This is a genomic window from Novosphingobium aromaticivorans DSM 12444, from assembly GCF_000013325.1.
GTDB lineage: Bacteria > Pseudomonadota > Alphaproteobacteria > Sphingomonadales > Sphingomonadaceae > Novosphingobium > Novosphingobium aromaticivorans.
Genome location: NC_007794.1, coordinates 1,308,211 through 1,325,446 on the forward strand (window position 1 = coordinate 1,308,211; position 17,236 = coordinate 1,325,446).

Genomic DNA, 17,236 nt, shown 5'->3' on the forward strand with positions numbered 1-17,236 from the left:
CTATATGGGCTAGCTCAAGACGTCCGAGACCAGCGGCCATCGGCCCGGGCTCGCAGCAAGGCTTAGAACCCCGAAATGGCATCACGCGCCGATAACATCGCCAGCAACCTCAATCTGGCCAACTTCTCCAAGGCAACCGAGCTCAAGAAGCGCATCTGGTTCACGGTGGGCGCGCTCATTGTATTCCGGTTCCTCAGCTTCGTGCCTCTGCCGGGCGTCAACCCGCTCATCATGGAGACGCTGTACAACCAGACCAGGGGCGGCGTTCTCGACATCTTCAATGCCTTTTCGGGTGGTTCGCTCGAGCGCATGAGCCTGATCGCACTCGGCGTGATGCCCTACATCACCGCCTCGATCGTCGTGCAGCTCGCCGCCTCGCTCCATCCCGCGCTCGCGGCGATGAAGAAGGAGGGCGAAAGCGGACGCAAGAAGCTCAACCAGTACACCCGCTACGGCGCGGTGCTGCTGACCGCGATCCAGGGTTGGGTTCTGGCTTCGGGTCTCGAGGCCTATGGCGCCTCCAGCGGCCTCCAGGCCGTCGTGAACCCCGGCCTTCTCTTCCGCGTAGGCGCGGTCATTTCGCTTATCGGCGGAACGATGTTCCTGCTGTGGCTGGGTGAACAGATCACCTCGCGCGGGATCGGTAACGGCGTTTCGCTCATCATCATGGCGGGCATCGTCGCGCAGATGCCGAAGTTCTTCGGCAACCTGTTCGAAGGCGGCCGGACGGGTTCGATCTCGCCGTTCCTGATCTTCGGCATCGTCATCATGTTGATCGCGCTTGTCATCGGCATCTGCTTCCTCGAGCGGGCGACACGGCGATTGCTGATCCAGTATCCCAAGCGCGCGACCCAGCGCGGCATGATGGCTGCCGACCGCAGCCACCTGCCGCTGAAGATCAACACCGCAGGCGTGATCCCGCCAATCTTCGCCAGCTCGCTGCTGCTGCTTCCGCTGACGATCACGCAGTTCGCCGGCAACTCCATCTCGCCCGACACGAAGATGGGCCAGGCGATCGTGACGCTGAACCAGTACCTTGGGCACGGCAAGCCGCTCTACATGCTGTTTTACGCGCTCGGCATCATCTTCTTCTCGTTCTTCTACACCGCGGTTGTCTTCAACCCCGAGGAGACGGCCGAGAATCTGAAGAAGAACGGGGGCTTCATCCCGGGCATCCGTCCCGGCAAGAACACGGCCAACTACCTCGACTATGTGCTGACTCGCATCACCGTGCTGGGCGCTGCATACATCACCGTGGTCTGCGTCGTGCCCGAGTTCATCATGGCCGAGACGGGCATGGGTACGCTGTTCTTCGGCGGCACCAGCTTGCTCATCGTCGTGAACGTGACGGTCGACACGATCACCCAGATCCAGTCGCACCTGCTGGCGCACCAGTACGGCGACCTGATCAAGAAGGCGAAACTGAAGGGACGGCTGCGCTGAGAGCCAGCGTCAAGAGGGGAACAATCGCGTGAACATCATCCTGTTGGGCCCTCCGGGCGCGGGCAAGGGCACCCAGGCACAGCGTCTGGTCGAGCGGCATGGCATGAAGCAGCTCTCGACGGGCGACATGCTGCGCGCCGCCGTCAAGGCGGAGACGCCGGTCGGCCTCAAGGCCAAGGCAGTGATGGAGGCGGGGCAGCTCGTCTCGGACGAGATCGTCTCGGCGCTGATCGGCGACGAGCTCGACGCGATGCCGGCAGGCCAGGGCGCGATCTTCGACGGTTATCCGCGCACTGCACCCCAGGCAGAGTCGCTTGATGCCATCCTCGAGAGCCGCGGGCGCAAGCTTGACCACGTGATCGAGCTCGACGTCAACGAGGACGCGCTCGTCGAACGCATCACCGGCCGCTACACCTGCGCCACCTGCGGGAAGGGCTATCACGACAAGTTCGAGAAGCCTGCGGTCGAGGGCACCTGCGACAAGTGCGGCGGTCATGAATTCAAGCGCCGTCCCGACGACAACGAGGAAACCGTGCGCACGCGCATGGCGGAGTATCGCGCCAAGACCGCGCCGATCCTGCCGATCTACGAGAGCCGCGGCATCGTGTCGCGCGTCGACGGCATGGCCGACATGGACGACGTCACGGCGGCCATTGAGGCGATCCTCGCGGCGCGCTAACGCTGGCAGGTGACCCGCCCGTCCCGGCGCGGGCGAGGGGGCCTGCCATGCTCAAGCATCTGATCTTTCTGGCGGCGGGGCTTGCGGGCTCCGCCGTTCCCGCATCTGCCGAAGTGGTGCAGAAGTCGGATGCAGGCTTTGTCATCCGGGTGACGGGCGAAGTTGCCGCGTCTCCGGCGGACGCATGGAAATCCTTTGTCTCGCCGTCGGGGTGGTGGAATGGGCAGCATACCTTTTCGGGCGAGGCGGCGAACCTCACGCTCGATCCCGTGGCCAACGGCTGTTTCTGCGAGAAGCTGCCGGTGCCCAAAGGTGCTCCCGCGACACAGAAGCCCGGCTCGGTGATGCACATGCGGGTGGTCTACGCCGAACCCTATCGCGCGCTGCGCATGGTGGGCGGTCTTGGGCCTTTGCAGTCCGAGGCGATCAACGGCACGATGACGGTCACGTTCGCGCCGATCGATGGCGCTGCCGGGAAGGGCACGCGCATCCTCTGGGAATACGTGGTCGGCGGCTACATGCGCTACAAGACCGAGACCATTGCCGGTGCGGTCGACAAGGTCCTGGGCGAGCAGCTTGCAGGCCTGACCAAGCTTGTCGGGCCGCTTGCTCCCAAGCCCGCCACACCGGCGCCCGAAGCTGCGGTGGCCGAGCCGGTTGCGGACGAGGCGCCCGCCTACACTCCGGATGCCACCCAGGACGAGGCTGCGGCAGGGGAGTCGGTCAAGGCCGCGTTGGACAAGCTCTTCAAGAAAAAGGACGAAGCCGTCCCGTCAGGCCATTGAGCGGCGCGATCGCGTCTTTCTCGCCGCGCAAAACCGGCTAATCTCCCATCCGACAAAAGCGCGACTCGGCATGGTCCGAAGTCGCGGCACGGGCCGCACCTGCCAGCAAGAGAAGCCGTCCATGGCTTCGATCAGGGGGAGAGTACCGTGGCCGTTTCCGATCATGTCGACCTGCCGACGTTCATGGAGGGCGTGAAGAAGCGCAATCCCTATCAGCCCGAATTCGTCCAGGCTGTGCAGGAGGTTGCCGAGGACATCTTCGACTTCATCGAGGACAAGGAGGAATACCACGCCCAGCAGATCCTGCGCCGCATCGCGGAGCCGGACCGGGTCGTGTCGTTCCGGGTGTGCTGGGAGGATGACAATGGCAACGTCCGTGTCCAGCGCGGTTGGCGCGTGCAGAACAACAATGCCATCGGCCCCTACAAGGGCGGCATCCGCTTTCATCCCTCGGTCAATGAGTCCGTCCTGAAGTTCCTCGCTTTCGAGCAGACCTTCAAGAACGCGCTGACGGGCTTGCCCATGGGGGGTGGCAAGGGCGGTTCGAACTTCAACCCCAAGGGCAAGAGCGTGCGCGAGATCATGCGCTTCTGCCAGTCGTTCATGACCGAGCTCTATCGCCACATCGGCGCCGACGTCGACGTTCCGGCGGGCGATATCGGTGTTGGCGGGCGCGAGATCGGCTACATGTTCGGTCAGTACAAGCGCATCACCAACCACTTCACCGGCGTGCTGACGGGCAAGGGTCTCGAATGGGGTGGCTCGCTTATCCGTACCGAGGCGACCGGTTACGGCGCGGTCTATTTCCTCGCCAACATGCTGGCGACCAAGGGTGAGGACCTTCGTGGCAAGACGGCGGTGATCTCCGGTTCGGGCAACGTCGCGACGCATGCCGCCGAGAAGATCGTCCAGTTGGGCGGAAAGGTTCTGACGCTGTCCGATTCCGGCGGGTTCATCCATGACCCCGACGGCATCGACCAGGAGAAGATCGACTGGGTGAAGACCCACAAGACTCATCGTCGCGGGCGCATCGAGGAATACGTCGATGCCTTTCCAGGAGCGTCGTTCCATGCAGGCAAGACGCCGTGGGGCGTGCCCTGCGATGTCGCGCTGCCCTGCGCCACGCAGAACGAACTGCTGGGCGAGGATGCGCGCACGCTCATCGCCAACGGCTGCAAGGGCGTGGCCGAAGGCGCCAACATGCCGACCGACCTCGAAGGCGTGCATGTGTTCAAGGCTGCCAGGATTCTCTACGCGCCGGGCAAGGCATCGAACGCGGGGGGCGTCGCGGTTTCTGGCCTCGAGATGAGCCAGAACTCCGAACGTCGCTCGTGGAAGGAGCATGAACTGCAGCAGATGTTGAAGGACATCATGGCCGGCATCCACAAGTCCTGCCTGACGTACGGCGACCAGGGCGGCGGCTATATCGACTACGTGAAGGGCGCGAACATCGCCGGCTTCAAGAAGGTTGCCGATGCCATGCTGGCTTTCGGCGTGGTCTGACGGAACCGGCGCCGGCTGCACTTTCCTGCGGGGAAGCGGCCGGCGCTTCCCGGCTCAGTCCTCGAACTCGCAGGTCACCCGCGCAAGGCAGCGCAGGAACGCAGCCATGACCGCCGGAAGGATCGACTGCGCGTTCTGCGAATAACCGAAGTGCACCATCCCGTAGCCGACCTTGGCGATATGGCGGTCCGATGTGCCGGCCCGCGATACCGCGACGTCGAAGCTGGGCGGAATGGGGCCGAATGCGACGGAGAGGTCCTCTCCGGTACGGTACTTGTCGATGGCGCCCGCAAGCCGAGCGGTGTCGAAGCCGGGCAGTACCTCGGCGAAGTGGCGCTCGTTCTCGATCGCCTCGCGCGCGTCGAAGAAGTCGAGCGGGGACGGGCGGCATTCGCGCTCCACGCAGTCGGCCAGCTTCAGCAGTTTCTCGCGCAGATTCGCCGCCTCAATGAGTCTCGGCTCTGGTGGCGGTGGCGAGCCGTTCTGCCACTGCAGATACCTCTTCGAAGGAATATCCCGATGCGCCATGGCTCACTATCCTGAAGTTCGGCTTCAATTTGCCCCTGAGGCCCGAGATCAGGACTTGCAACGACTTGGGCGTGATGGACTTGTGCGGCGACTTGGTTGAAGCGGTCAGCAGGTGCTTGCGTACCGGCATGCCGCGGTTGGCGATCAGCAATGCCAGGATGCGCACCTCGCGCTCGAGTAGCTTGGTATCCGCATAGAACCGCATGTGGGTCTTGAGAACGTCGTCGAAAGTCTCGGCAGCGTGCGAGTGGGCCACGCGACCGAGGATCGCGTCGAGGCGCACACTGGCCTCCAGGGGGTGTGTATCGAGGTCGAAGACGTCATCGAACCCGGTGTTCAGCATCTGGGCCCGGCTGCGTGGCCGGCTTTCCTTGACCAGCGCGATCTTGGCCTTGCGCATGAACAGCGGGCGATATGTCCTCAGGAACTTGCGGACGCGCGCCGGGTCGGTGCCGACCACGAAGACGGTGTTGTAGTAGTTCTTCGCGTCATCGACGAAGGCGGTGTAGTCGTCCGAGATCTTTGCTACATAAGCAGAATTGCACAGGCGCTTCGCGTGCGCGATCTCCGGCGTGTCGGACGCGTTGCCGAAGTAGAAGATGCGGCCAGCGACTTCCGCCCTGATACGGTCGTTATCGCCGCGGGGGGCTGCGTGGAGACGTATTGGCCGGACACCCGTGGAGCCCGTCGGGGGGCTCGTCCTGATCTGGATGGGCGGTGAGGACATGCGTTTATTAACTTTCGTTTATATATGTACATATCCTTAGTCGTATCCGCATCGGTTGCAATCCGGACGAATGGTTAATGCAATCCTGCGTAAGCCGGGGAAGATGAGCCGTTCCCGGGGCGCGGCCAATTGCGAATCATCCGGAAGTAACAAGGGAACCATCTGATCGCGTGGCCGCGCGCATTGTCGCAGTGGTGCCGGTCTGGATGCATCTCCGGGATTGCGCGGAACTTCCGGCCGGTTGCGCCAGCGCGCAAAAGCGCTTGCCGGATAAGTGGTTGCACTTACATGCATCCGGAACGGAAGGAAATTTTCGTTCCCCCCTTGTTCTCATGGAACACAACGAGTACAACAAGCCTTGTTGACGGTTCGTGTGAGCCATCTCTAGCAAGGGGAAGTAGCCATGGCGGCTCAGCTCAAGCTCATCGAGGAAGGTAAGACCAAGGACATGGATCGTCAGAAGGCGCTCGACGCGGCCCTTGCGCAGATTGACCGCGCGTTCGGCAAGGGATCGGCCATGCGGCTCGGTTCGAAGGAAGCGATGCAGGTGGAAGCCGTTTCTACCGGATCGCTGGGGCTGGACATCGCGCTCGGCATCGGCGGCCTGCCGCGCGGCCGCATCATCGAGATCTACGGGCCGGAAAGCTCGGGCAAGACCACGCTGGCGCTCCACGCCATCGCGGAAGCGCAGAAGGGCGGCGGCACCGCAGCCTTCATCGACGCAGAACACGCGCTGGACCCGGTCTATGCCCGCAAGCTCGGCGTCGACATCGACAATCTGATCGTCTCGCAGCCCGACACGGGCGAGCAGGCACTTGAAATCACCGACACGCTGGTGCGTTCGAACGCGATCGACGTGCTGGTGGTGGACTCGGTCGCCGCGCTCGTTCCCCGCGCCGAAATCGAGGGTGAGATGGGCGATAGCCACGTCGGCCTCCAGGCCCGCCTGATGAGCCAGGCCCTGCGCAAGCTGACCGGTTCGATCAGCCGTTCGCGCTGCATGGTGATCTTCATCAACCAGGTGCGCATGAAGATCGGTGTGATGTACGGCAACCCGGAAACGACGACGGGCGGCAACGCGCTCAAGTTCTATGCTTCGGTCCGCCTCGACATCCGCCGCACCGGGCAGATCAAGGATCGCGACGAGATCGTAGGCAACGCCACGCGCGTGAAGGTCGTCAAGAACAAGGTCGCGCCGCCGTTCAAGCAGGTCGAATTCGACATCATGTATGGCGAAGGCATCTCGAAGATCGGCGAAATTCTCGATCTCGGCGTGAAGGCCGGGCTGGTCGAGAAGTCGGGCGCCTGGTTCAGCTATGATTCCATTCGCATCGGGCAGGGGCGTGAGAACGCCAAGAACTTCCTGCGCGAAAATCCCGAAGTTTGCAGCCGTCTGGAAGCCGCGATCCGCGGCCGCACCGATCAGGTTGCCGAAGGACTGATGGCGGGCCCGGACGCGGACGACGACATCTGATCCTTCAAGGCGGCGGGCAGCCCCTCCATCCCCGGGTTCTCCCGGGCCCGCCAGCCAGTCCAAAGAGCCCGCCCGCTCCCCGGCAGGAACGTGCGGGCTTTTTGCGCTGTATTCGATGGTTGTATTCGATGGTTGCATTCGATGTCAGGCGGTTTAACCTTCCGATTAAATTTTCGGGAGATCCACCATGTCGATCATCGTCCATCACCTGAACAACAGCCGCTCCCAGCGGGTCCTGTGGTTGCTGGAAGAACTGGGGGTCGATTACGAGATTCGCCACTATCAGCGCGATGCGGTGACGAACCTTGCTCCGCCCGAACTCAAGGCGGTGCATCCCCTCGGCAAGTCGCCCTTGCTGGAAATCGACGGCCGCGTGATCGAGGAGTCCGGGGCAATCGTGCAGGTGCTTTGCGAGCGCTATGGCAATGGCAAGTGGCTGCCTCGGCAAGGCTCGGACGACGCGCTGCGCCACCTTGAACTCATGCATTTTGCCGAAGGCTCGGCAATGACGCCGATCCTGCTCCAGCTCTACACTTCGCGCCTCGGCGAAGCGGCGGCGCCGCTCCAGCCGCGCATCGCCGAACAGCTTGCCGCGCACTTCGGCTACATGGAGCAGATCCTGCGCCCTTCAGGGCATTTCGTCGGCGACGACTGGACCGGTGCCGACGTGATGCTGAGCTTCCCGGCAGAGATCGCGGTCATGCAGGGGCAGGCAGGCTCGCTTCCGAAGCTCTCCGCATTCGTGGCAGCGGTCCATGCACGCCCCGCCTGGCAGCGGGCGCGGGAGAAGGGCGGCGCCTACTTCAACATGTAGTCGTCGCCTTCGGGGCCCTCCGTTGGCATCAAGCGGCCTTGGCCTGCATGCGGATGGCATCGTCCGCGTGCTTGCCCGCCAGTTCAGTCATGTGGTCGAACGTCGCGGTGAAGCTCGCGAGACCCTGGCTCAACGCGCGCAATTCTGCGTCGAGCCCGTGCAACGCCGCTTCGGGCAACAGCGCCTCGACGCGCTCCCAGCGCTCCCACTCAGGATGCTGGTCGAGGCCGAGGATCTGGCCGCGCCGTGCCGAAAGCGCCGACCCGGCCTTCGCGCCGGTCCCCGCCGGCATGTCCACGCTGACCCGAAAGACGGGTTCGAGCAGGCATGGCGAGGCCTTTTCCAGTGCCTCGGCCATCGCCATGCGGCCGGCGGTCCGGAACGCAAGTTCCGAGCTGTCCACCGAATGGAACGACCCGTCGAGCAAGGTCACCGCGACGTCGACCACGGGGAAGCCGAGCGGTCCTTTCATCATCGCATCGCGCGCGCCCGCTTCGACTGCCGGGATCCATTGCCTGGGGATGGCTCCGCCGGTGATCCGGTCCTCGAAGGCGAATCCTTCACCGCGCGAAAGGGGGCGAATTTCGATCACCGCGTCGCCGAACTGGCCATGCCCGCCCGATTGCTTCTTGTGGCGTCCTCGCGCGCCGGCTTCCTTGCGGATGGTCTCGCGGTAGGCGACGCGGGGCGGCGATGAAGTGACCTCCACCCCGTAACGCCGCTTCAACCGCGCCAGGACAACGGCAAGATGCTCGTCGTTGATCCCGCGAAGCAGGGTCTCGTGGCTGTCGCCGTCCTGCTCCCAGGCAAGTGCCGGGTCTTCCTCGCAAAGACGGTGCAGCGCCGCCGATAGCTTCACGTCGTCGCGCCGGTCGCGCGTGGCGATGGCGAGCGCGGTGTTGCGTGCCGGGATCGCGGGCGTCAATTCCGCCAGAAGCCCCGAACGCCCAAGGATCGTGCCAGGCCTTGCTTGCTCGAGCTTGGCCACAGCGACGACATCGCCGGCATCTGCATCGGCGGTCTTGTTGGTCTTGTCGCCCTGCATCCGGAACAGCGACCCGACCCGCGTTCCCGCAAGTTCGGTGCCTTCACGCAATGCGGCTCCGAACACACGACCCAGCGCCAGACGGCCCATCGCACCGCCCGTCGTTACCTTGAACACCGCAAGCGCCGGCTCGTCGTCCAGTCCCAGACGCGCGGCGGCGGCGTGGGGATCTGGAGCTTCGTGTCGCAGCAGCTTGAGCAGGCGGCGCATTCCTCCTCCCGTAAGCGCGGAGCCGAACAGTACGGGGACCACGCGGTTCGTCGCCGTATCGACCGCGAGGTCGGCAAGGATCGTGGCTGGGTCCGGCTCCTCGTCCATCAGCAGGGCTTCCATCAGCGCGTCGTCGAAGTCCGCCAGGGTTTCGAGCAATTGCTGGCGTTCGCCTTTTTCGCGCAGGCCCACGTCCTCGGGCATGGGAATGGGTTCGGAGGGCTGGCCGGGACGGTAGCGCCACGCGCGTTCGAGTGCGACGTCGACGAACCCGGTAATTTCCTCGCCCTGCCGGATCGGAAACTGCCGCAGCATCAGCGGCTCGCGGCTGAGGGGCTGGAGCGCGGACAGGATCTCGCGCACAGAGCCCGCCCGCGCTCCGTCCATCCTGTTGACGAAGATCGCGTGTGGCAATTCGAGTTCGTCGAGCCGGCGCAGGATCGGGCCGGCCAGCGCCGCCCGATCCGCCACCGGATCGACGACCACGATCGCCATGTCCGCCATCTGCAGCGCAAGATCGGCATCGACGGCGAAACCGGTACTGCCGGGGGCATCGGCAAGGACAAAGGTGTCGCCGAGATATTCAAGGCGGCACAGGTTCAGTTCGGTCGATCCTCGCCGCGCCCGCGCCTCGGGTGATGCATCGCCGACGGATGTGCCCGCCTCGACGCTCCCCTGCCGGTTGATCGCGCCGCTCGCGTGAAGCAGGGCCTCGGCGAGAGTGGTCTTGCCGGTTCCTGCCGGACCGACCAGCGCGATCATGCGCGGCGCGCTGCCGGTCCGGCCTGGCCTGCTGCCGTGAGGGGTGGTGCCTGTATTTGTGGTGTCGCCCATCGTCGCCTCTCCTGCGGGGGCGCGCCGGGCGCTGTACGGAGTGCCCTGACGCGCAAGGGACCTGAACCGATGGTCTGCCTCATGGCCCTGAGTCGCAAGCAGAATCGCCCGCGCTTGCCGCTTGTGCGACCCGCTCCGTCGTCCTAGCCTCGATCCATGACGAACATCGCGGATTGGGAGGGCGGCGTTGGCCGCAACTGGGCGGCACAGTGGAGGCGGACCGACGCGACCTTCGCGCAGCTGACGCCGCGCCTGCTCAATGCCATTGCGGCAGAGCCGGGCCGCCGCGTGGTCGACATAGGCTGCGGCGCCGGCGAAGTTTCGCTGGCGGTCGCGCGCGCCCGGCCGCAGGCGCAGGTCATCGGCGTCGACGTTTCACCAGACCTGGTGGATGCGGCGCGCGGACGGGCCGGCGCCTTGCCCAATCTCTCGTTCGAACTGGCCGATGCCTCGTCTTGGACTTCGCCGCAGGGCGCGCCCGATCTTTACGTATCGCGCCACGGCGTGATGTTCTTCCCCGATCCTCCGGCGGCCTTCGCGCATCTTGCGTCCGTCGCCGCACCGGACGCACGCTTGGTCTTCACCTGTTTTCGCGCGGCGAAGGAAAATGCCTGGGCCACCGGGATCGCCAATCTGCTGCCGCCTGCCGAGGTGCCGTCGCTACCCTTTCCTCCCGGACCATTCGCGTTTGCCGATCCGGAGCACGTCCGCCGCTGCCTCAAGGGCTGGCGCGACCTGGCCTTCACCCCGGTCGATTTCGCTTATGTCGCGGGCGAGGGAGAGCATGCCGTGGCCGAAGCCATGGCGCTGTTCCAGCGAATCGGACCCTCCGCATTCGCCTTGCGGACCCTGCCCGAAGCGGAGCGCGCGACCTTCGAAAAGCGCCTGCTCGAATTCGTAGAGGCGCACCATCAAGGCGGGCAGGTGACATTCCCTGCCGCAGCATGGCTAATTACCGCCACGTCCGATCACGATGATGGATGAAACGTGCTTGTAGCGCGCCGAACGCTCGCCTAATCGGCGGGGCATGACTTCGACGAACGAAATCCGCCGGTCCTTCCTCGAATACTTCGGCTCGAACGGGCACGATGTGGTGCCGTCCGCGCCGCTGGTGCCGTACAACGACCCGACGCTGATGTTCACCAACGCGGGGATGGTGCCGTTCAAGAACGTGTTCACCGGGCTGGAGACGCGCGCCGTGCCGCGCGCCACCTCCTCGCAGAAATGCGTACGCGCCGGCGGCAAGCACAACGATCTCGACAACGTGGGCTACACTGCGCGCCACCACACCTTCTTCGAGATGCTCGGCAATTTCTCGTTTGGCGATTACTTCAAGGAACAGGCGATCACCCACGCCTGGACCCTGCTCACGCGCGAATGGGGCCTTCCGAAGGACAAGCTCCTCGCCACCGTCTATCACACCGACGACGAAGCGTTCGAGCTGTGGAAGAAGATCGCCGGTCTCCCTGAAGACCGCATCATCCGCATCGCCACCAAGGACAACTTCTGGGCAATGGGCGATGACGGTCCGTGCGGTCCTTGCTCGGAAATCTTCTTCGACCACGGCGATCACATCTGGGGCGGGCCTCCGGGGTCGCCGGACGAGGACGGCGATCGCTTCATCGAGATCTGGAACCTCGTGTTCATGCAGTTCGAGCAGACCGCCGGCGAGATCACCGGCAGCCTGCCCAAGCCCAGTATCGACACCGGCATGGGTCTCGAACGCATCGCGGCCGTGCTTCAGGGCGAGCATGACAACTACGATACCGATACGTTCAAGGCCCTGATCGCCGCGTCGGAAAGCCTGACCTCGGTCCGGGCCGAGGGCGATCACAAGGCCAGCCACCGCGTGATCGCGGATCACCTGCGCTCGACCAGCTTCCTTCTTGCCGATGGCGTGCTGCCGTCCAACGAAGGTCGTGGCTATGTCCTGCGCCGCATCATGCGTCGTGCCATGCGCCATGCGCACCTGCTGGGCGCGAAGGACCCGCTGATGCACCGCCTCGTGCCCGCGCTTGTCGCGGAAATGGGCGCTGCCTATCCGGAACTCGGACGCGCCCAGCCGCTGATCGAGGAAACGCTGCTGCGCGAGGAAGTGCAGTTCCGCCGCACGCTGTCGAACGGCATCAAGCTGCTCGACGAAGCGACCGCGACGTTGGGCGAGGGCGACAAGCTGCCCGGCGACACCGCGTTCAAGCTCTACGACACTTACGGTTTCCCCTACGACCTCACCGAGGATGCCTTGCGCGCTCGCGGCATAGCGGTGGACCGCGAAGGCTTCGACGCGGCGATGGCCCAGCAGAAGGCGGCAGCGCGCGCTGCGTGGAAGGGCTCGGGCCAGGCGGCGGACAGCGAAGTCTGGTTCGACATTGCCGAACGCGTCGGCGCCACCGAATTCACCGGCTACACCGCCACCACCGGCGAGGCGCAGGTCGTCGCGCTGGTCAAGGACGGCAAGGAAGTCGACAGCGCGATGGCGGGCGATGATGTTGCCGTCATCGTCAACCAGACCCCGTTCTACGGCGAGTCCGGCGGCCAGACGGGCGACGCGGGAACTATCACCGGCGGCGACGGGCTGGTCCTCGCGGTCAGCGATACCGCCAAGCCGCTGGGCCGGCTCCACGCGCACAACGCAAAGGTGCAAAGCGGCTCGGTCAAGGTCGGCGACGTGGTCAGGCTCGACATCGATGTCGCGCGCCGCGATGCGATCCGCGCCAATCACTCGGCGACGCACCTGCTTCACGCGGCGCTGCGCCACCGCCTCGGTGCGCACGTCACGCAGAAGGGGTCGCTCGTCGCGGCGGATCGCCTGCGCTTCGACTTCTCGCACCCGACCGCGCTTTCCGCCGAGGACATCGCCGCGATCGAGGCCGAAGTGAACGCCGAGATCCGCGCCAACGAAGTCGTCACCACCCGCCTGATGAGCCCGGAAGACGCGATCGAAGCGGGCGCGATGGCGCTGTTCGGCGAAAAGTACGGCGATGAAGTGCGCGTGCTCAGCATGGGGCGCGTCGCGGACAAGCACTATTCGGTCGAACTGTGCGGCGGCACCCATGTGCGCGCGCTGGGCGATATCGGCGTGTTCCGCATCGTCAGCGAAAGCGCGGTCTCCTCGGGCGTGCGCCGCATCGAGGCGCTGACCGGCGAAGGTGCGCGCCAGTGGTTCGTCGCGCGCGAGGATGCGCTCAAGAACACCGCATCGATCCTTCGCACGACGCCGGAAGACGTCGAGGCGCGCGTCACGGCGCTGATGGACGAGCGCAAGAAGCTCGAACGCGAACTGGCCGAGGCGAAGAAGGCTCTGGCGCTCGGCGGTGGATCGGCAAAGGCCGAGAACGCCGACGAGGACGTGAACGGCGTGAAGTTCTCGGGCCAGGTGCTTGAAGGGTTGGACCCCAAGGATCTGCGCGGCCTGCTCGATCAGGCCAAGCAGCGTCTCGGCTCGGGCGTGGCCGTGATCGTCGCGGTCAACGAGGGCAAGGCGAGCATCGCTGCCGCCGTGACCGACGACCTTGCGGGCAAGGTCAGCGCGGTCGATCTGGTGCGCGCTGGCGTCGAGGCGCTGGGTGGCAAGGGCGGCGGTGGCCGTCCGGACATGGCGCAGGGCGGCGGGCCAGAAGGCTCCAGGGCAGCGGATGCTATTGCAGCGGCAAGGGCGGTTCTGACCGCCTGACGCCTATTGCCTGCGTCCGCTTCTGCCGCGCGTTTCCCTGTCCGAGCCGCGCGGCAGGTTGTCCTCGCGCATTGTCGCGTCGGTCTGCTGCGGCCTCTTGATCGCGCCCTTGTTCGGTTGATCGCCCTGCGTGGCCGGGTTCAGGTCAGGCTCGTTGCTGTGGGTCATGGTCACTCTCCTCCCCGCTGAACGCGCAGGGGGCCGGAAAGTTGCGGTCTTTTACGCGGATCGTTCGCGCAGCGAGGCGGATTTCAGGCGCGGCTTTTCGGTAAGGCCGCCTTCCTCCATGATCTGCTCCCGGAACTCATCGCGCTTCTCGTGAATGGAGGCGATGACGAGGCCCATCGGGAAGCCGAGATCGACCAGAACCGCTTCCGACAGTTGCAGCGAGCTTTCCAGCGTTTCCGGCACCGCGTGGGTGGCTCCTGCCTTGTAGAGTTCGGCGGCGTGGGCGGTATCGCGGGCGCGGACGATGATCGGCAGATCGGGATGGCCCGACCGCAGCTTCTTCACCATGCGCACCACCAGTACCGGTTCGTCCATCGTCAGGATCATTGCGCGCGCATTGTCCAGACCAAGCCGTTCGATCGCGGTTTCGCTGTCGACGTTGCCGAACAGGACCGGCAATCCGTCGTTGCGCGCGCGCTTCACGATGGCCGGGTCGGTATCGATGCCCAGCCAGGATGCGCCGTGGACGGAGAGCATGTCGGCCACCAGCCTGCCGACGCGACCGAAGCCCATGACGACCACGCGCTCGCCCTCGGGTTCTTCCACCGCGACAGCCTGTCCGGCGTCGGCCCCGCCCTTGGCCACGCGGCGGCCCCAGGTCTCACCCACTTTGGCAAGCAGCGGGGTTATGGTCAGGCCGATGGCGGTGACGATCTGCCAGAATTGCGCCGTCTCGCGGTCGATCAGGGAGGCTTCCGCCGCCGTTGCGAGCACGATCAGCGTGGTTTCCGAAGGGCTTGCCATCAGGATGCCGGCTTCCAGCGCGGTTGCCCGCTCCTTGCCCATCGCGCGCAGGGCGAACATCGTGACCAGCGCCTTGAGCACCACAACCCCGGTCACCGCCAGCGCGAGTGGCCCGATCTGCTCCCAGACAACGCGCAGGTCGATGCCCATGCCGATGGTGATCAGGAACACGCCCAGCGCGAGGCCCTTGAATGGCTTGGTGATCGATTCGACCTCGGTGTGGTATTCCGTTTCGGCGATCAGCAGGCCTGCCAGAAGCGCACCCATGATCGGCGAAAGACCGACAAGCGAAGTAGAAAGGGCCGCCGCGATGACCACCAGCATGGTGGCGGCAAGGAACAGCTCGGGGCTCTTCGTCTGCGCCGCTTGGGCGAACAGGCGCGGGAGCAGGAGCCTGCCGCCGACCAGCAGGACAGCTACGACGATGCCGCCGTAAAGCAGCGTCTCGCCGAGGCTGGGACCGTCGGAATGCGCGGCAACCGGGCCCATCGCGCCGAGGATGAAGATGATCGGGACAAGAGCGATATCCTCGAACAGGAGCATCGAAAGCGCAGCACGACCCACCGGGCCGTGCGTTCCGGCAATGGGCAGCACAAGCGCGGTCGATGAAAGGGCTAGTGCGAGGCCCAGACCGAATGCGCCGCTTATGTTGAGACCCGTTCCGAGCAGCACTGCGGAAAGCAGGAACGCCGAGACGCCAAGCTCCATGGCGCCAAGGCCGAAGACGAGCCTTCGCATGTCCCACAGGCGGTTGAACGACAGCTCGAGGCCGATTTCGAACAGTAGCAGGATGATGCCGAATTCGGCGAAGGGCGTGATCGCGGCCGGATCGGAAATCGTGACATGATAGAGCCACGGATACTGCGGCACGAGCGATCCCAGGCCGAACGGGCCGACAACGAGACCGACGAGGATGAAGCCGATAATCGGGGTGATGCGGAAGCGCGCGAAAGCGGGGATGATGATGCCAGCGGCACCGAGGATCACGAGGGCGTCGGAAAGTGCGGTAGTCGGTTCGAGATTGCCTGCCATCGCCGAAGGTTAGGGGAGGGGGCAGGCGGTGTCACGGCTTTCCGCATGTCGAACTGTTGCCGGGCACTGCGTAGTGCGTCGCAAGAATGCTTGCCCTGTCACCGTCATGCTGAACTTGTTTCAGCATCCATCTTGCGGCGACCGCTATCCGCACTCGTCGAGGGATGGACCCTGACGCAAAGCCAGGGTGACGCCTGCCCGGTTGCCCGATGTACCGCCTGCAAAGGAAAAGGGCCCCGGCGTGAACCGGGGCCCTTTGCTGTTTCCATGAACGAACGGGCGCTTATGCCCAGTTCTTCATTTCGGTCTCGAGGTTCTCGACGATGGCCTCGAAGAACTTCTCGGTGGTCATCCAGGCCTGGTCCGGCCCGATGAGCAGCGCGAGGTCCTTGGTCATCTTGCCGCTCTCGACGGTTTCGATGCAGACGCGCTCCAGCGTTTCGGCGAACTTCACCACTTCCGGCGTCTCGTCGAACTTGCCGCGATAGATCAGGCCGCGGGTCCAGGCGAAGATCGACGCGATCGGGTTGGTCGAAGTCTGCTTGCCCTGCTGGTGCTGGCGGTAGTGACGGGTCACGGTGCCGTGCGCGGCTTCAGCCTCGACGGTCTTGCCGTCCGGCGTCATCAGGACCGAGGTCATCAGGCCGAGCGAGCCGAAGCCCTGCGCGACGGTGTCCGACTGGACGTCGCCGTCGTAGTTCTTGCACGCCCAGACGAACTTGCCCGACCACTTGAGCGCAGAGGCGACCATGTCGTCGATCAGGCGGTGTTCGTAGACGATGCCGGCGGCGGCGAACTTTTCCTTGAAGCCTTCGGTGTCGAACACTTCCTGGAACAGATCCTTGAAGCGGCCGTCATAGGCCTTGAGGATCGTGTTCTTGGTCGAAAGGTACACCGGCCAACCCAGGCCGAGGCCATAGTTGAACGAGGCGCGGGCGAAGTCGCGGATCGAATCGTCGAGGTTGTACATCGCCATGGCAACGCCGCCCGAGGGGTAGTTGAACACCTCGCGGTCGATGGTTTCGCCATTGTCGCCTTCCCACACGAGGCGCAGCTTGCCCGGACCCGGCACGACGAAGTCGGTGGCGCGGTACTGGTCGCCGAAAGCGTGACGGCCGACGACGATGGGGTCGGTCCAGCCGGGGACCAGACGCGGCACGTTCTGGATCACGATGGGTTCGCGGAACACCACGCCGCCCAGGATGTTACGGATCGTGCCGTTCGGCGACTTCCACATCGACTTGAGGTTGAATTCCTCGACGCGCGCTTCGTCGGGGGTGATCGTGGCGCACTTCACGCCGACGCCATACTGCTTGATCGCGTTGGCGGAATCGATCGTGATCTGGTCGTTCGTCTCGTCGCGCTTCTGGACCGAGAGGTCGTAGTACTTGAGATCGATGTCGAGGTAGGGGAGGATCAGGCGTTCGCGGATCCATTCCCAGATGATCCGGGTCATTTCGTCGCCGTCGATCTCGACGACCGGGTTCTTCACCTTGATCTTCGCCATGTCCGTCCTG

14 protein-coding genes are annotated in these 17,236 nt (G+C 64.7%); 8 read left to right on the forward strand and 6 right to left on the reverse strand.

The window, feature by feature from the left end:
- Window positions 1-75: 75 nt before the first annotated feature.
- The 4 genes from secY (at window position 76) to gdhA (ending at window position 4,410) form a co-directional block, all read left to right on the forward strand.
- Window positions 76-1,443: a preprotein translocase subunit SecY gene (gene secY, locus SARO_RS06350; RefSeq protein WP_011444927.1), complete on the forward strand. Its 1,368-nt coding sequence runs from the start codon at window positions 76-78 to the stop codon at window positions 1,441-1,443.
- A 28-nt stretch (window positions 1,444-1,471) separates the two neighbouring features.
- A complete protein-coding gene (locus SARO_RS06355; protein WP_011444928.1) occupies window positions 1,472-2,122 on the forward strand; it encodes an adenylate kinase in 651 nt (216 codons plus the stop codon).
- 47 nt (window positions 2,123-2,169) lie between these two features.
- Complete coding sequence (locus SARO_RS06360; RefSeq protein WP_011444929.1) at window positions 2,170-2,907, forward strand: hypothetical protein; 738 nt, start codon at window positions 2,170-2,172, stop codon at window positions 2,905-2,907.
- Window positions 2,908-3,054: 147 nt separating this feature from the next.
- Window positions 3,055-4,410 (forward strand): NADP-specific glutamate dehydrogenase, encoded by a 1,356-nt coding sequence (gene gdhA / locus SARO_RS06365; protein ID WP_011444930.1) that lies wholly within the window; start codon window positions 3,055-3,057, stop codon window positions 4,408-4,410.
- Window positions 4,411-4,464: 54 nt separating this feature from the next.
- On the opposite strand, the gene SARO_RS06370 is transcribed toward gdhA, so the two are convergent.
- Together SARO_RS06370 and SARO_RS06375 are read right to left on the reverse strand one after the other, a co-directional pair.
- Window positions 4,465-4,938, reverse strand: coding sequence for a hypothetical protein (locus tag SARO_RS06370; protein ID WP_143004786.1), 474 nt, complete (start codon window positions 4,936-4,938; stop codon window positions 4,465-4,467).
- On the reverse strand, window positions 4,856-5,665 hold the full coding sequence (locus tag SARO_RS06375; protein WP_011444932.1) for a helix-turn-helix domain-containing protein: 810 nt from the start codon (window positions 5,663-5,665) through the stop codon (window positions 4,856-4,858). Before SARO_RS06375 ends, SARO_RS06370 begins: the two co-directional genes overlap by 83 nt.
- Before the next feature lie 403 nt (window positions 5,666-6,068).
- On the opposite strand from SARO_RS06375, the gene recA reads away from it, so the two are divergent.
- Together recA and SARO_RS06385 are read left to right on the forward strand one after the other, a co-directional pair.
- Complete coding sequence (gene recA, locus SARO_RS06380) at window positions 6,069-7,139, forward strand: recombinase RecA (RefSeq protein WP_011444933.1); 1,071 nt, start codon at window positions 6,069-6,071, stop codon at window positions 7,137-7,139.
- A 187-nt stretch (window positions 7,140-7,326) separates the two neighbouring features.
- Complete coding sequence (locus SARO_RS06385) at window positions 7,327-7,953, forward strand: glutathione S-transferase family protein (protein ID WP_011444934.1); 627 nt, start codon at window positions 7,327-7,329, stop codon at window positions 7,951-7,953.
- Between the two features lie 28 nt (window positions 7,954-7,981).
- Here the strand turns inward: SARO_RS06385 and SARO_RS06390 are convergent, their stop codons facing one another.
- On the reverse strand, window positions 7,982-10,042 hold the full coding sequence (locus SARO_RS06390) for an elongation factor G (RefSeq protein WP_011444935.1): 2,061 nt from the start codon (window positions 10,040-10,042) through the stop codon (window positions 7,982-7,984).
- 156 nt (window positions 10,043-10,198) lie between these two features.
- Here SARO_RS06390 and SARO_RS06395 point away from each other — a divergent pair, with 156 nt between their 5' ends.
- Together SARO_RS06395 and alaS are read left to right on the forward strand one after the other, a co-directional pair.
- Window positions 10,199-11,026, forward strand: a complete 828-nt coding sequence (locus tag SARO_RS06395; RefSeq protein ID WP_011444936.1) for a class I SAM-dependent methyltransferase — start codon at window positions 10,199-10,201, stop codon at window positions 11,024-11,026.
- A gap of 43 nt (window positions 11,027-11,069) precedes the next feature.
- Entirely contained in the window at window positions 11,070-13,715 is a 2,646-nt protein-coding gene (gene alaS / locus SARO_RS06400) for an alanine--tRNA ligase (RefSeq protein WP_011444937.1), read from the forward strand.
- Between the two features lie 3 nt (window positions 13,716-13,718).
- Here alaS and SARO_RS20975 read toward each other — a convergent pair whose 3' ends face one another.
- The 3 genes from SARO_RS20975 to SARO_RS06410 form a co-directional block, all read right to left on the reverse strand.
- Window positions 13,719-13,883: a hypothetical protein gene (locus tag SARO_RS20975; protein ID WP_011444938.1), complete on the reverse strand. Its 165-nt coding sequence runs from the start codon at window positions 13,881-13,883 to the stop codon at window positions 13,719-13,721.
- A gap of 51 nt (window positions 13,884-13,934) precedes the next feature.
- Window positions 13,935-15,719, reverse strand: coding sequence for a cation:proton antiporter (locus SARO_RS06405; RefSeq protein WP_011444939.1), 1,785 nt, complete (start codon window positions 15,717-15,719; stop codon window positions 13,935-13,937).
- 283 nt (window positions 15,720-16,002) lie between these two features.
- Window positions 16,003-17,226 (reverse strand): NADP-dependent isocitrate dehydrogenase, encoded by a 1,224-nt coding sequence (locus tag SARO_RS06410; protein ID WP_011444940.1) that lies wholly within the window; start codon window positions 17,224-17,226, stop codon window positions 16,003-16,005.
- Window positions 17,227-17,236 lie beyond the last annotated feature (10 nt).